This is a genomic window from Pseudomonas sp. AK106 (genome assembly GCF_053903055.1).
Genome location: NZ_CP096426.1, coordinates 4,454,011 through 4,469,986, shown reverse-complemented (window position 1 = coordinate 4,469,986; position 15,976 = coordinate 4,454,011). Strand labels below are relative to the sequence as shown.

Here is a 15,976-nt window from a genome sequence, read left to right as displayed (position 1 = left end):
AATGGCGCGCTTCCATTTTCCCGCTCGGGAGCCCAGCGATGCTGCGTATCAGCCAAGAAGCCCTTACATTCGACGACATTCTCCTTGTGCCCGGTTATTCCGAGGTGCTTCCCAACGAAGTCAGTCTTAAAACACGCCTGACCCGTGGCATCGAACTCAACATCCCCCTCGTTTCCGCCGCTATGGACACCGTCACTGAAGCCCGTCTGGCAATCGCCATGGCTCAGGAAGGCGGCATCGGCATCATCCACAAGAACATGACCGTCGAGCAGCAAGCTGCCGAAGTGCGCAAGGTCAAGAAGTTCGAAGCGGGTGTGGTCAAGGATCCGATCACCATCGAGGCTGACGCCACCGTTCGCGATCTGTTCGAACTGACCCGTCAACACAACATCTCCGGCGTTCCGGTCCTGCATGACGGCGAGCTCGTCGGCATCGTGACCTCCCGCGACGTCCGTTTTGAAACCCGCCTTGATGTGCCTGTTCGCGAAGTGATGACGCCGAAAGAGCGTCTGGTCACCGTCCGCGAAGGCGCCGACAAGTACGAAGTGCGCGATCTGCTGCACAAGCACCGTCTGGAAAAAGTCCTGATCGTCGACGACAAGTTCGCGCTCAAGGGCATGATGACCGTCAAGGACATCGAGAAATCCAAAGCCTGGCCGCTGGCGAGCAAAGACGACCAGGGTCGCCTGCGTGTCGGCGCTGCGGTCGGCACCGGTAAAGACACCGGCGAACGTGTCAGCGCACTGGTTGCTGCGGGCGTGGACGTTATCGTTGTCGACACCGCCCACGGCCACTCCAAAGGTGTGATCGACCGCGTTCGCTGGGTCAAACAGAACTTCCCTGACGTGCAGGTCATCGGCGGCAACATCGCCACCGGCGCCGCTGCACTCGCACTGGTCGAAGCTGGCGCTGACGGCGTCAAGGTCGGCATCGGTCCTGGCTCCATCTGCACCACCCGTATCGTGGCTGGCGTGGGCGTCCCGCAAATCAGCGCCATCGCCAACGTGGCTTCGGCACTGGAAGGCACCGACGTTCCGCTGATCGCCGACGGCGGCATCCGTTTCTCGGGTGACCTTTCCAAGGCCATCGTTGCCGGTGCCTACTGCGTGATGATGGGTTCGATGTTTGCCGGTACTGAAGAAGCACCGGGCGAGATCGAGCTGTTCCAGGGCCGTTCGTACAAGGCCTATCGCGGCATGGGTTCGCTGGGCGCAATGTCCCAGGCTCAAGGCTCGTCGGACCGTTACTTCCAGGACTCGTCCGATGGCGCGGAAAAACTCGTACCGGAAGGTATCGAAGGCCGCGTTGCGTACAAGGGTTCACTGACTGCCATCGTTCACCAGTTGATGGGCGGCTTGCGCTCTTCGATGGGGTACACCGGCAGCGCCGACATCCACGAAATGCGCACCAAGCCTGAATTCGTGCGCATCACCGGTGCCGGCATGGCTGAGTCCCACGTTCACGACGTGCAGATTACGAAGGAAGCGCCGAACTACCGCGTAGGTTGATCGGAACGCGCCTGATGACTCAGGCGCGTTTCACGAATTGTGTACCGGGGCTGTTCATGACAGCCCCGTCTTGTTTCTGATTTTCGACGAGAATGACTATGGCCCTCGACATTCACGCCCACCGCATCCTGATCCTGGACTTCGGTTCCCAGTACACCCAGCTGATCGCCCGTCGCGTTCGCGAAATCGGCGTGTACTGCGAACTGCACCCGTTCGACATGTCGGACGAAGCGATCCGCGAATTCGCCCCGAAAGGCATCATCCTCGCCGGCGGCCCCGAGTCCGTCCACGTCGCTGACAGCCCGCGCGCGCCGCAGGCCGTGTTCGACCTGAATGTGCCGATCTTCGGTATCTGCTACGGCATGCAGACCATGGCCGAGCAGCTCGGTGGCCGCGTGGCCGGCTCCGAAATGCGTGAGTTCGGTTACGCCCGCGTCGATATCGTTGGCAAGAGCCGCGTGCTGGATGGCATCGAAGACCACGTCGACGCCGATGGCGTTTTCGGCCTCGACGTGTGGATGAGCCACGGCGACAAGGTTACCGAGATCCCGGAAGGCTTCCACGTACTGGCCAGCACCCCAAGCTGTCCGATCGCCGGCATGGCCGACGACACCCGCGGCTACTACGGCGTGCAGTTCCACCCGGAAGTGACCCACACCAAGCAGGGCGGTCGCATCCTGTCGCGCTTCATCCTCGACATCTGCGGCTGCGAAGCATTGTGGACCCCGTCGAAGATCGCTGAAGACGCCATCGCCCAGGTTCGCGCCCAAGTCGGTACCGACAACGTGCTGCTGGGCCTGTCCGGCGGTGTTGACTCCTCGGTGGTCGCAGCGCTGCTGCACAAAGCCATCGGCGACCAACTGACCTGCGTCTTCGTCGACAACGGCCTGCTGCGCCTGCACGAAGGCGAGCAAGTCATGGCCATGTTCGCCGAGAACATGGGCGTGAAGGTCATTCGCGCCAACGCCGAAGACCAGTTCCTCAACAACCTGGCCGGCGAGAGCGATCCAGAGAAGAAGCGCAAGATCATCGGGCGCACCTTCATCGACGTGTTCGACGCCGAGTCGACCAAGCTCGACAACATCAAGTTCCTGGCCCAGGGCACCATCTACCCTGACGTGATCGAGTCCGCTGGCGCCAAAAGCGGCAAGGCGCACGTCATCAAGTCGCACCACAACGTGGGCGGCCTGCCGGAAGAGATGAACCTGAAACTGGTCGAGCCACTGCGCGAACTGTTCAAAGACGAAGTCCGTCGTCTGGGTCTCGAACTCGGCCTGCCGTACGACATGGTCTACCGCCACCCATTCCCGGGCCCGGGCCTGGGCGTGCGTATCCTCGGTGAAGTGAAGAAGGAATACGCCGACCTGCTGCGTCGCGCCGACCACATCTTCATCGAAGAACTGCGCAAAGCCGACTGGTACCACAAAGTCAGCCAGGCCTTCGTCGTGTTCCAGCCGGTGAAATCGGTTGGCGTCGTCGGCGACGGTCGTCGTTACGCCTGGGTCGTCGCCCTGCGTGCCGTCGAGACCATCGACTTCATGACCGCACGTTGGGCGCACCTGCCTTACGAGCTGCTGGAAACGGTGAGCGGCCGAATCATCAATGAGATCGAAGGTATTTCGCGCGTGACTTATGACGTGTCGAGCAAGCCGCCTGCGACGATTGAGTGGGAATGATGGGGTGGCCGGCATTGTCCGGCACGATCTAGCAAGAAATGCCCTGGAGCCCGCGTAACTGCGGGCTTTTGGGTTTTTGGGTGTGGCACGTTCTGACAGGTTAGTGCATCGCCAGGCAAGGTGCTTGTGCGGCATTTGGGGGTACTGGCTGAGGTAACTGCCGACTTGACAGGGAAGGGCATGGTGTTAGATCCCATTACCGCCACTGGCTTGAACTCGACGACATAACACTAGACAGCTTTTATGAGTGAATCCGGGCATGCCCTTTTTTGAATCCAAACACCAAAACCCTGGATTTGTCTCATTGCTTTGCTTCGACCAGGGCGGGTGCCACGAGCGGAGTATTGGTGTGGAAAGCATCGATACCCAGCGACCGTTGAACCGCGATACTGTCTTTGACCTGGCCTCCGTTTCCAAACAATTCACTGCGTTTTGTTTGCTGCTGCTGGAGCAGGGGGGGCTTTTGGCTTTAAGCGATCCGATAGGCCGCTTCGTACCAGAGGTCAGTGGCTACTCATCTCAAATCAGCTTGCAGGATCTTGTTTATCACATTGGTGGAATGCCTGATTTCATAGAGATTGCATTGTCGCAAGGCATCGATTTTGGCGATGAGCTCGGTGCTGCCGATATCCTTGCTCTTTTAAGAGAGCAGACCCGTCCTGATTTTCCGACAGGAGAGCGATTTGAGTACAGTAATACAGGTTATTTTTTGCTGGGGATCGTTATAGAGCGTGTGAGTGGGCTCTGCTTATCCGACTATGCCCAAACCCATATTTTTGCGCCCTTGGCCATGGAGCACACTTTTATTCTAGATGGATTGAGCCGGGATGATCGAGTTGCCAGCGGCTATGCAAGAGGTGACGGGCAAACTTACGCTCTTTCGCGTAGCCCCTGGAATTCCTTGGGGGCGAGCCTGGTACATTCTTCCGCTGCAGATCTCATGAAGTGGGGCGAGAATTTTCTCACCGCCAAGGTGGGAGGACATGCTGTTATAGGAAAAATGTTGACGCCCCTGGCGCCAGTAAACCACAGGGGAGAAGCGATCATTGAGCATTCGAGTTATTGCTTCGGGATATCCATGGAGAAAGATGGCAAGGGGGTGAAGTTCTGCCATGAGGGTGTTACGGCAGGCTTCAGCAGCTATTTCGAACGCTCGCTGGAGAAGGGCTATACGCTTGCTATTTTATCGAACGTCGAAGATTACGAAGTAGAGCAACTGGCTGCTGAGCTTTGTGCAGAGCATGGCCTTTAGGCTTGTGTTTTCCCGCACAGAGCTCCCTTTTTAATTCCCATGGTTTAAGCTGAATGGCTGGTTATGAAGCCTGTGCTTCATAAGTCCCGCCAAGCGCTTTCGTGTAAGAGGCTGCCGCTGTAACGAACAACGCCGTCCTTCGCCCACCGCAAATGACCTCATTTGAAATTGGCTTGAAGTTCGAGGAAAATCCTTACGAAGAAGTCTTTGGGGGGCGCCTTAAGCCTCGATATCAGCAAAAGGATTCGATGCTCGCATCCGCCATAATCAAGGAACCCGTTCATGAAATCCCGATTTTCTTTCAATTCATCCTTTCTGATTATGTTGTCGCTGACAGGGTGCGCAGCGACTATGGATGCTGCAAAGCACGATCAGCTTCGAGAAAACGCGCTTTACGGCAGTTGGCACGTAGCAGGTGTAGCGGTATCAGACTCGGGCGTGCAGGCACTGGAAGATAATGACCCAAGCTTCATGGGCCGACGTCTCAGTTTCAATCACGATCAACTTGCATGGAAAGCTTCAGCAGACTCAACGGAAGACGTGTGCAACGGGCCTGTTTTTCATAAGCTTCCGGCAATGAGTGGAGCTGAACTGAAGCCACAACTCCATAAGCTGGGCATCGAAAAAGCCGTACCCTACGGCGTTGAATGCAAAACTGGAAGCTGGGGGCCTCTTGATAAAGAAAGCCCTGCATTTTTCCTGGCGCAAGATGGGACGTTAGCTCTTTCCTGGTATGACGGCGGACTGCTGAAACTTATACGAGACTGAACACGGGAAGGTCACGCTACCGGCCAAGACGTGAACCCAAGAGGGCGAGACCTTAGAAGGGCGTCATGTTCGCGTCTATGCACGCACGGAAGGTAACCGTTGGCCGCCGTATTTGATCGAAGCGTCGGCCAGCGTATTGGGCAGAAAACAGCCGAGTGGATCCCTTAGCGCGCCACTCGGCTGTTTAAATATGACGCCTCAACGCACCCACGTCATCCCCATCAGCTCCAGCGCCGTCGTCAAATCCGCCAACGTCTCAAACCGACGTCCGCTCACCCGCTGCCATTTCGGCCGATCGATATAGACGCGCTTGCCCTCTCGTTTGATCTCGGTACGAACCGCAATGCCTTCGTTGCTGCGGTGGACGATTGCGAGGTGACCATCACTGTCATCGAGGGTGAACATGCCCGCTCGTAGCAGTTTGTTCTCCAGGCTGAGCTCAATCCGGGGCGGGGCGACGAGCACTTGCAGACGCAGATCACTCTGTACGCGTCCCGCACGACGGCCCACCGTATCGGTCATTTCAACGCCGGGGTCTGGCGTTATTCCAGCCGATTCAGCCACACGAACGTCTTCAATGCGCAGCCCTACCGCACCTTCCAGTTCCGCGAGACCCGGGACGCCCTGATACGTATTGGCGTGGGAATTACCCACCAGTGCTACCCAGTGGCCGCCGCTTCTCGCCCCTTGGTCTGCGTCGATCACGCCCTTGGCGTAGTAATTCATCACCTTCTGCCGCAGCCCTTGCTCCGCGCCGTCCATGCCGTCGACGCGGTAACTCGCCATGCAGTCGATGGCGCGGATGCGCACGCGGTTTTCTTGCGCGGCTTTGAAAACAGCCATGAAGGTGTATTTGCCGTTTGGATCAGTTCGATGGCCTTTGTCCAGCGCCTTGATGTAGTCCTCAAGCTGAGGCGACAGAGTGCCCGTTCTCGAAAACGTATCGAGATCCACCTGATGGAAGTCGGTGAGCACGTGCTCCATGTACAGGGTTTTAACCTTGAGCTTGGTGAGCAGCGGCATCTGTTCGATCAGAAACTGTTTGCTGCCGATCCCTGCATGGCTCTCGCCGATGACCAGGCCCGATGAACGTTTGAATACGATCTTGAGCGCACGTTTGAGCGGCGCGTTGGCACTCAGCTCTGGCATGTCTGGACGCTTTGGCAGTTCGAGCGTGTTGAAGAAGGCGTTGGCGTCATCGCGCAGATTGCGACGGATGCGCTTGAAGTCGTCATAGGGATCAGGTTTGTCAAAATCGGGGCTGTGATAGCGATCGTCGACAAAGCGGCCGCCATATTGCGCGCCCTCCATGACTTCAGTCCTCAGCGCCGCTGGCACTTCGTATGGGCTGGGGAGGGTGGTCGTCTGGGGAGAAACGCCGACCCCACGACCGGGCCCCATCTTGCCGAGCACCTTCCCGCCGCCTGACAGGTGCAAGGGAGTGACGGGCTCCCAGGTGCCAGCAGCGTTAAGGCGCACAGGCATGTTTCGGTAAAACGAGTAGGGGTTTGCAGGGTCGATGATGGCCCAGCATTTCAGCTCGTTGATGTAGCGAACGGCGTAGGCGAAGCCATCGATCTCGATGAAGGTTTCGCCCTGATCGGTCAGGTAGATGCCCTTCATGCGACCTTCTTCACGCACGGGTTCGAAGGCATCCAGCAGCATGTTGGTCTCGAAGTAGGCCAGGGCATCGTCGCGCTCAAAGGGGTAAACGGATTCTGGTTTCAGGCCCGGCATCTGAACTAACCCATCGGTGGGCTCATCGACTTCCGGTGCCAGCTCTCCCTCGGGTTCAGGCTGCAGCAACTCGCCTTCCGGCATCGCCTCCCCGCCGATAAGAAAGGTGCTGTTGAACAAGACGTCGATGCTGGCCGTCACAGCCCCGATGACCCCTGCCTTGCGCTGCGCCGTGCTCGCGCCATTCACGGCCTGATCAATGTTGAGGCCCATGTCGGCGATGCCGGCACCCACGGCTGCCAGCGCAATCGGCCAGTCAATCGCCGCCAGCGCACCGGAAAGCTGGGAGAACGACCGCAGATAGCCGATCCACATCTGTTTGCGCAGGTCGCCGTTGGAATGCAGCGCCAGGTCTGCGTCGGCAAACATCCGAGCTCGGATCGCGTCGCGCAAATGGCTGAACGGGTCTCCCGACACGGGCCGACTGTGTTGATTGATCAGACCGGGATGAGCGGATCCCCATGAGGTATAGAGCACATCCAGGCCATGGAACAGCCCGATGTTGTTGTCAGCCGCTCCGTGTGCCGACAACGGGAAATGGCCCATGAAACGCGCGCGGCGTTCTGGGCGGTTGTTCTGCGACAGCAGCCACCCATGCAGCTCTTCGGGCGTGGCGAAGGCATGAAACGCCTGCACTTCGCCGGGGGTGTAGAGAATTTGCCGGCCTTCTGCGGTCACGATGCGCAAGACGTCGCTGGCTTCGTAGCCGATCACGTCGAAGGTCCAGACTTTCGCGTCAGCGCTGGCCGGAGCGCTGGTTCGCAGAGTTTGCCGGCTCGGTGCCTCGGACGGTTCTACGTTCGCCGCACGTAAGACGCTTCGCAGATCTTCTTCACTGAGCCAGCCGGCCTGTTGGTCTTCGAAGGCGCTGGCGATGAAGTTGGCTTTGGCCATGGTGCGAAAATCGTCAGCGAAGTCGCGCCAGAACGCCTTCAGCTTTTCCTGATAGCGCGATTTGAAGTCCACTGACCAAAACTCAGTCATGACCTGGGCGGGCAACATCCTGACCTCGTTTCGTTCATCGAACGCTTCTGCATCGGGGCCTGCGGCGTAGAACCCGCTAAGCATCTGCAGGGTGTCGGCGTTGTCCTGATCGTGGGGATTGAAGCGGTGCATGACCAGTTGCGGGAGGGTCATCGATTGATAGGGCGCTTCGCGGTGCTCCCAGCCATTGAATGACCGCGGACTGCTGACTGCCGTGTGGAAGCGGTGCCAGTAAACGGTATCCGGCTCGATGTCGCGACCGGTCTGGCGCAGGAGGACTTCTCGGGCGATGCTGCGGGCCATTTCGCGCATGTCCGGGCAGGCCTCGACCATGCGCTCACTCATGGTGATGAGGGCGTTTCGGTCCTGGCTAAGGGATGCAGCGGGCGGGTGAGCGGGTGCAACGGTCATATTCGTCTTCCTTGATGAATGGGAAGACAAGCTTGGCGTGATTGCTGACTCATTTGGCACTAAATATGTATTGCGTACGCCGTCGCCTTAAATTTCTGTAAGGGCAGGTGTATCGTGTCCGCCCCTCGCATCGTTCACGGATGCGACCCGTCGTTTGAGGTTTTTTCGTACATGTCTTTTACCCGTCGACAGATACTCGGAGGTCTGGCCGGTCTTGCGGTGGTCGGGCTTGGCGCGGGCGGCGCCTCAAGGTATTGGCTGGGCAAACGGGGGCCGGGAGAAGGGCACGATTATGAACTGATCGCCGCGCCGCTGGACGTTGAACTGGTGGCCGGGCACCAGACGCCCGCCTGGGCATTCGGCGGGTCGGCTCCGGGCACTGAATTGCGCGTCAGGCAGGGCGAGTGGCTACGGGTGCGCTTCATCAATCATCTGCCCGTGGAAACCACGATTCATTGGCACGGCATTCGGCTCCCGCTGGAGATGGACGGCGTGCCTTACGTCTCGCAATTGCCGGTCAAGCCGGGCGAGTACTTCGACTATAAATTCCGAGTGCCGGACGCCGGCAGCTATTGGTATCACCCCCATGTGAGCAGCAGTGAAGAGCTGGGCCGCGGGCTGGTGGGGCCGCTGATCGTCGAGGAGCGCGAGCCGACCGGATTTGCACACGAGCGCGTCGTCAGCCTCAAGAGCTGGCACGTGGACGAAAAGGGCGCTTTCACTGATTTCAGCGTCATTCGCGAGGCTGCCCGCGAGGGCACGGCCGGGCGATTGTCGACGATCAATGGCGTGCCACAGGGCGTCGTCGAGCTGCCTGCCGGGCAAATCACTCGGGTGCGCATTCTCAATCTCGACAACACGGTGACCTATCGCCTGAATCTGCCAGGCGCCGAGGCGATGATCTACGCCCTCGACGGCAACCCGGTCAAACCGCGCCCGCTGGGCAAGGATTACTGGCTGGGGCCGGGCATGCGCATCTGTCTGGCGATCAAGGCGCCTGCGGTCGGTGAAGAGATTTCCCTGCGCAACGGCCCGGTGCGGCTGGGCACCTTCCGTTCGGTCGCCAGCACCGATACGCCGGGCGAGTGGCCCCCTGAGCTGCCGGCGAATCCGGTTGCCGAGCCTGATTTGACCAACGCCGAGAAGCTCAATTTCAATTTCGAGTGGGTGGGTTCGGTGTCGGTGAATGTCGACAACGGCAAGCCGCCCAGCTTGTGGCAGATCAATGGCCAGGCGTGGGACATCACCGACAAGACCTGCGCGGACCGGCCGATCGCCAAGCTCGAACAAGGCAAGAGTTACATCTTCGAGCTGAAGAACATGACGCAGTATCAGCATCCCATTCACTTGCACGGCATGAGCTTCAAGGTCATCGCTTCCAATCGCAAGAAGGTGGTTCCGTATTTCACGGACACCTATCTGCTGGGCCGCAACGAGCGTGCGCGCGTCGCGTTGGTGGCGGATAATCCCGGCGTCTGGATGTTTCACTGCCATGTGATCGATCACATGGAAACCGGTCTCATGGCCGCTATCGAGGTCTCCTGATGCGTCAGCCGCCCATCATCGATCGCAGTCGCGATCAGCATTTCATGCGCGAAGCCCTGGCGCTGGCGGCGGCGGGTGCGTTGCTGGGCGAGGTGCCGGTCGGCGCGGTGGTGGTGCAGAACGGCGAAATCGTGGGCCGCGGTTTCAACTGCCCCATCAGCGGCAGCGACCCCAGCGCCCACGCCGAGATGGTCGCCATTCGCGCGGCGGCGCAGTCACTCAGCAATTATCGCCTGCCCGGCAGCACGCTGTACGTGACGCTGGAACCCTGCAGCATGTGCGCGGGGTTGATCGTTCACTCGCGCATCAGCCGCGTGGTGTATGGCGCGACCGAGCCCAAAGCGGGGGTGGTGCAGAGTCAGGGGCAGTTCTTCATGCAGCCGTTTCTCAATCATCGCGTGCTGTTCGAAGGCGGGATGCTGGGGGAGGAATGCGGGACGATGCTGAGCGAGTTTTTCAGGATGAGGCGGGCGAAGGGTTAGTTCAGTGCGACGGCGAGCGGATTCTGGCGCTGACTACAGCGGCGCTTTCTCTTCCGACGGCTTGGTCTTGTCGACCCCAGGCACATGCAACGAGCCTTCCGCGACCTGGCCTCCTTCCATCTGCGGCTGCGTCACCCACGTCAGAATGTCGTAGTAACGGCGGATGTTGGCGACGAAACTGACCGGTTCGCCGCCCCGGGCGTAGCCGTAGCGGGTCTTGCTGTACCACTTCTTCTGCGACAGACGCGGCAGCATCTTCTTTACGTCCAGCCACTTGTTCGGGTTCAGGCCTTCGCTTTCGGCCAGCTTGCGCGCGTCATCCAGGTGGCCGCTGCCGATGTTGTAGGACGCCAGCGCCAGCCAGGTGCGATCCGGCTCCTGAATCGAGTCGTCGAGCTGTTCTTTGACGTAGGCGAAATACTTGGCGCCGCCCTGAATACTCTGTTTGGCGTCGAGCCGATTGGACACACCCATGGCCTGGGCCGTGCTCTGGGTGAGCATCATCAAGCCGCGCACGCCGGTCTTCGACGTCACGCCCGGCTGCCACAACGATTCCTGATAACCGATCGCCGCGAGCAGGCGCCAGTCCACCTGTTCTGCTTTGGCGGCGGTCTGGAAGTGCTTCTCGTACTTGGGCAGGCGCTCCTGCAAATGCTGGGCGAAGGTGTAGGCGCCGACATAACCGAGGACGTCGACATGCCCGTAGTAGCGGTCTTTGAGTCGCTGCAGCATGCCGTTCTTCTGCATCTTGTCGAGATAGGCGTTGATCTCGTTGAGCAGGCTGTTGTCATCCCCCAGCGCCACGGCCCAACGCTGATCGCGGCCATCGCCGAGGTCGAAGCCGACGCGCACGTTGGGGAAATACACCTGATTCATCGCCAGTTCGTTGGAATCCACCAGGGTCAGGTCGATCTGACCCTCGTCCACCATGCGCAGCAGGTCAACGACTTCGACCTGATCGGATTCTTCATAGTTGATGCCGGGGTACTTGACCTTCAGCGCCGCCAGCTGCTCGGCGTGGCTGCTGCCTTTAAGGACGAGGATACGCTTGCCGACCAGATCGCCCGGATCGGTGGGGCGCGACTGGCCGTTGCGGTAAACGACCTGCGGGGTGACTTCAAGATAGGAGTGAGAAAAACGCACCTGTTTCGCGCGGTTTTCGCTGCTCACCAGGCCCGCTGCTGCCAGCACCGGCCCGCCGGGCTTGCCCATCTGATCGAACAGGTCGTCTAGGTTGTCGGCGGCTTCGATTTTCAGTTCAACGCCCAAATCGTCGGCGAAACGCTTCACCAGTTCGTACTCGAAACCGGTTTCACCGTTGCGGTCCTGAAAATAGGTCGCCGGGCTGTTGCGGGTGACGACGCGCAGAACGCCATCCTCCTTGACTCGTTCCAGCGTGTTGGGTTTCTCCACACACGCGCCGAGCAGCAGGAAGATTCCGGTTGCGATGAGCCACTTGGCACAGCGTGGGCGGAAATCTGATAGGGAAAACATCGGTGCAGTATACGCAAAGGAGCCATACCGCCATATCTCGACAGCGCGGGTCCCGTCTGATAGAGCCGAGGAATTTTTACCTTCCGGCGCAGGCAAGCGCCCGGAGCCGACATTCGGGTGCATCCCATGCCGTGGTTTCGGGTGCCGACGCAGACTGATTAGGCTAGAATGCACGGCCTCAAAGCACACCCCCTTCCCGAGGCTGTCCCGACGATGTTGATCCTGCGTGGTGCTCCCGCCCTTTCCGCCTTCCGCCACAAGAAATTACTTGCGCAGCTGAACGATAAAGTTCCGGCTGTCAGTGGCCTGTACGCTGAATTCGCCCACTTCGCTGAGGTCAATGGCGTCCTGACCGAAGACGAGCAGCAAGTCCTTGCCCGCCTGCTGAAATACGGTCCGAGCGTGCCGGTTCAGGAGCCGGCGGGCCGCTTGTTCCTGGTACTCCCGCGTTTCGGCACCATTTCGCCATGGTCGAGCAAGGCCACCGACATCGCGCGCAATTGCAGCCTGACCAAGATCCAGCGCCTTGAGCGCGGCATCGCGTTTTATGTAGAAGGCCAGTTCAGCGACGCTGATGCGCAACTGATCGCCGACACGCTGCACGACCGCATGACCCAGATCGTACTGGGCGCGCTGGAAGAGGCCGCCAGCCTGTTCAGCCACGCCGAGCCCAAGCCGCTGATCGCCATCGACGTGCTGGGCGGCGGCCGTGCGGCGCTGGAAAAAGCCAACGTTGAACTGGGTCTGGCCCTGGCCGAAGACGAAATCGACTACCTGGTGAACGCGTTCACCGGCCTCAAGCGCAACCCACACGACATCGAGCTGATGATGTTCGCGCAGGCCAACTCCGAGCACTGCCGTCACAAGATCTTCAACGCCAGTTGGGACATCGACGGCCAGAGCCAGGACAAAAGCCTGTTCGGCATGATCAAGAATACCTACCAAATGCACAACGAAGGCGTGCTGTCCGCTTACAAGGACAACGCCTCGGTGATCGTCGGCAGCGTGGCCGGTCGCTTCTTCCCGAATCCTGAAAGCCGCGAGTACGGTGCGGTTCAGGAGCCGGTGCACATTTTGATGAAGGTCGAAACCCACAACCACCCGACGGCAATTGCCCCGTTCCCTGGCGCAGCCACCGGTTCCGGCGGCGAGATTCGTGACGAGGGCGCGACCGGACGTGGCGCCAAGCCGAAAGCCGGCCTGACCGGTTTCACGGTGTCCAATCTGAACATTCCGGGTTTCGAGCAGCCCTGGGAAAAGCCGTACGGCAAACCCGAGCGCATCGTGACACCACTGGACATCATGATCGAAGGCCCGCTGGGTGGCGCGGCGTTCAACAATGAGTTCGGTCGCCCGGCGCTGACCGGTTATTTCCGTACCTTCGAGCAGTCGATCAGCACGCCACATGGCGACGAAGTTCGCGGCTACCACAAGCCGATCATGCTCGCAGGCGGCATGGGCAACATCCGCGAAGGGCACGTGCAGAAAGCCGAAATCACCGTCGGCGCCAAGCTGATCGTGCTCGGCGGCCCGGCGATGCTGATTGGTCTGGGTGGCGGCGCGGCTTCCTCCATGGCCACCGGCACCAGCTCGGCTGACCTGGATTTCGCCTCGGTGCAGCGTGAAAACCCGGAAATGGAACGCCGTTGCCAGGAGGTCATCGACCGCTGCTGGCAGCTGGGTGAAGCCAATCCGATCGCGTTCATCCATGACGTCGGCGCGGGTGGTCTGTCCAACGCCTTCCCTGAACTGGTCAACGACGGCGGTCGCGGCGGCCGCTTCGAACTGCGCAACGTGCCAAACGACGAGCCAGGCATGGCCCCGCTGGAAATCTGGAGCAACGAGTCCCAGGAGCGTTACGTTCTGGCGGTCAGCGCTCCTGACTTCGAACGCTTCAAAGCCATCTGCGAACGTGAGCGTTGCCCGTTCGCGGTGGTCGGTGAGGCCACTGAAGAGCCGCAACTGACCGTCACTGACAGCCATTTCGGCAACAACCCTGTCGACATGCCGCTGGAAGTGCTGCTGGGCAAAGCCCCGCGCATGCACCGTTCGGCCGAGCGTGAGACAGAGCTGGGTGACGACTTCGACCCGAGCGCGCTCGACATCGAAGAAAGCGTGCAGCGCGTGCTGCATCACCCGGCCGTGGCAAGCAAGAGCTTCCTTATTACCATTGGCGACCGCAGCATCACCGGTATGGTCAATCGCGACCAGATGGTCGGCCCGTGGCAAGTGCCGGTGGCGGACGTCGCCGTCACCGCAACCAGCTTTGACGTGTACACCGGCGAAGCCATGGCGATGGGCGAGCGCACGCCGCTGGCCTTGCTGGATGCCCCGGCGTCCGGCCGCATGGCGATTGGCGAGACCCTGACCAACATCGCTGCTTCGAGCATCGGCAAGCTTTCCGACATCAAGCTGTCCGCCAACTGGATGTCCGCTGCCGGTCACCCGGGTGAAGACGCGCGTCTGTACGACACCGTGAAAGCCGTCGGCATGGAGCTGTGCCCCGAGCTGGGCATTACCATCCCAGTGGGCAAGGACTCGATGTCCATGAAGACCCGCTGGAGCGACGAGGGCACCGAAAAAACCGTGACCTCGCCGCTGTCGCTGATCGTCACCGGTTTCGCCCCGGTCACCGACATCCGCAAGACCTTGACCCCGCAATTGCGCATGGACAAGGGCCTGACCGATCTGATCCTGATCGACCTGGGCCGTGGCCAGAACCGCATGGGCGCGTCGATCCTCGCGCAGACCCACGGCAAGCTCGGCAGTGTTGCACCGGACGTCGATGACGCCGAAGACCTGAAAGCCTTCTTCGCCGTCATTCAGGGCCTCAACGCCGACGACCACCTGCTGGCCTACCACGACCGTTCCGACGGTGGCTTGATGGCGACCGTGCTCGAGATGGCGTTCGCTGGGCACTGTGGCCTGAACCTCGAACTCGACACGCTGACCGGCACCCGCGAAAAAATCGCGGCCATTCTGTTCAACGAAGAGCTGGGTGCAGTGATCCAGGTTCGCCAGGACGCCACGCCGCTGGTGCTCGCGCAGTTCAGCGCTGCCGGTCTGGGCGAGGACTGCGTCGCCGTGATCGGCAAGCCGATCAACAACAGCGATGTGATCATCAGCCTGAGCGGCGACACCGTGTTCAAGGGTGATCGCCGTCTGCTGCAGCGCCAGTGGAGCGAAACCAGCTACCAGATCCAGCGCCTGCGTGATAACGCCGATTGCGCCGATCAGGAATTCGATGCGCTGCTGGAAGAAGACAATCCAGGCCTGAGCGTGAAGCTGGGCTATGACGTCAACGACGACATCGCTGCGCCTTACATCAAGAAGGGCGTTCGCCCACAAGTGGCAGTGCTGCGTGAGCAGGGCGTCAACGGTCAGGTTGAAATGGCGGCTGCGTTCGATCGCGCCGGTTTCGCCTCGGTTGACGTGCACATGAGCGACATCCTCGCCGGTCGCGTCGACCTCAACGACTTCAAAGGTCTGGTGGCGTGCGGTGGTTTCTCCTACGGCGACGTGTTGGGTGCCGGCGAAGGCTGGGCCAAGTCCGCGCTGTTCAACAGCCGTGCACGGGATGCGTTCCAGGGCTTCTTCGCCCGCAGCGACAGCTTCGCGCTGGGCGTTTGCAACGGTTGCCAGATGATGTCCAACCTCAGCGAGCTGATCCCGGGCAGCGAATTCTGGCCGCACTTCGTGCGCAACCGCTCGGAGCAGTTCGAAGCGCGCGTGGCGATGGTCGAAATCCAGAAGTCGGCGTCGATCTTCCTGCAAGGCATGGCCGGCTCGCACATGCCGATCGCCATTGCCCACGGTGAAGGCCACGCCGAGTTCAAGACCCCTGAGTCGTTGATTGAAACCGATCTGTCCGGCACCGTTGCCGTGCGTTTCGTCGACAATCACGGCAAGGTCACTGAAACCTATCCGGCCAACCCGAACGGTTCGCCCCGCGGCATCGCGGGTCTCACCACACTCGACGGTCGCGTCACCATCATGATGCCGCACCCTGAGCGGGTGTTCCGCGCCGTGACCAACTCGTGGCGACCGGATGAGTGGGCTGAAGACGGCGCGTGGATGCGCATGTTCCGCAACGCCCGCGTCTGGGTTGACTGATCGCTG

General features: G+C 60.3%; 9 protein-coding genes. 7 read left to right on the top strand and 2 right to left on the bottom strand.

The annotated features are described in order from the left end of the window. Positions 1-38 precede the first annotated feature (38 nt). The 4 genes from guaB (at position 39) to M1E04_RS19710 (ending at position 5,204) form a co-directional block, all read left to right on the top strand. Positions 39-1,508 (top strand): IMP dehydrogenase, encoded by a 1,470-nt coding sequence (gene guaB, locus M1E04_RS19725; protein WP_065989989.1) that lies wholly within the window; start codon positions 39-41, stop codon positions 1,506-1,508. 98 nt (positions 1,509-1,606) lie between these two features. Then, positions 1,607-3,184 carry a glutamine-hydrolyzing GMP synthase gene (gene guaA, locus M1E04_RS19720; RefSeq protein ID WP_065989987.1) on the top strand — a complete coding sequence of 526 codons (1,578 nt, stop codon included), beginning with the start codon at positions 1,607-1,609 and terminating at the stop codon, positions 3,182-3,184. 259 nt (positions 3,185-3,443) lie between these two features. Continuing rightward, positions 3,444-4,436, top strand: coding sequence for a serine hydrolase domain-containing protein (locus tag M1E04_RS19715; RefSeq protein WP_456291899.1), 993 nt, complete (start codon positions 3,444-3,446; stop codon positions 4,434-4,436). Positions 4,437-4,718: 282 nt separating this feature from the next. After that, positions 4,719-5,204: a hypothetical protein gene (locus tag M1E04_RS19710; RefSeq protein ID WP_065989984.1), complete on the top strand. Its 486-nt coding sequence runs from the start codon at positions 4,719-4,721 to the stop codon at positions 5,202-5,204. A 198-nt stretch (positions 5,205-5,402) separates the two neighbouring features. Here M1E04_RS19710 and M1E04_RS19705 read toward each other — a convergent pair whose 3' ends face one another. After that, positions 5,403-8,336, bottom strand: coding sequence for a dermonecrotic toxin domain-containing protein (locus M1E04_RS19705; protein ID WP_456291898.1), 2,934 nt, complete (start codon positions 8,334-8,336; stop codon positions 5,403-5,405). Positions 8,337-8,507: 171 nt separating this feature from the next. On the opposite strand from M1E04_RS19705, the gene M1E04_RS19700 reads away from it, so the two are divergent. Next, positions 8,508-9,881: a multicopper oxidase family protein gene (locus M1E04_RS19700; protein ID WP_456291897.1), complete on the top strand. Its 1,374-nt coding sequence runs from the start codon at positions 8,508-8,510 to the stop codon at positions 9,879-9,881. Beyond that, positions 9,881-10,363: a tRNA adenosine(34) deaminase TadA gene (tadA, locus tag M1E04_RS19695; RefSeq protein WP_456291896.1), complete on the top strand. Its 483-nt coding sequence runs from the start codon at positions 9,881-9,883 to the stop codon at positions 10,361-10,363. Before M1E04_RS19700 ends, tadA begins: the two co-directional genes overlap by 1 nt. A 33-nt stretch (positions 10,364-10,396) precedes the next feature. Here tadA and mltF read toward each other — a convergent pair whose 3' ends face one another. Next, a complete protein-coding gene (gene mltF / locus M1E04_RS19690; RefSeq protein ID WP_065989976.1) occupies positions 10,397-11,857 on the bottom strand; it encodes a membrane-bound lytic murein transglycosylase MltF in 1,461 nt (486 codons plus the stop codon). A 213-nt stretch (positions 11,858-12,070) separates the two neighbouring features. Here mltF and purL point away from each other — a divergent pair, with 213 nt between their 5' ends. Continuing rightward, entirely contained in the window at positions 12,071-15,970 is a 3,900-nt protein-coding gene (gene purL, locus M1E04_RS19685; RefSeq protein ID WP_456291895.1) for a phosphoribosylformylglycinamidine synthase, read from the top strand. Positions 15,971-15,976 lie beyond the last annotated feature (6 nt).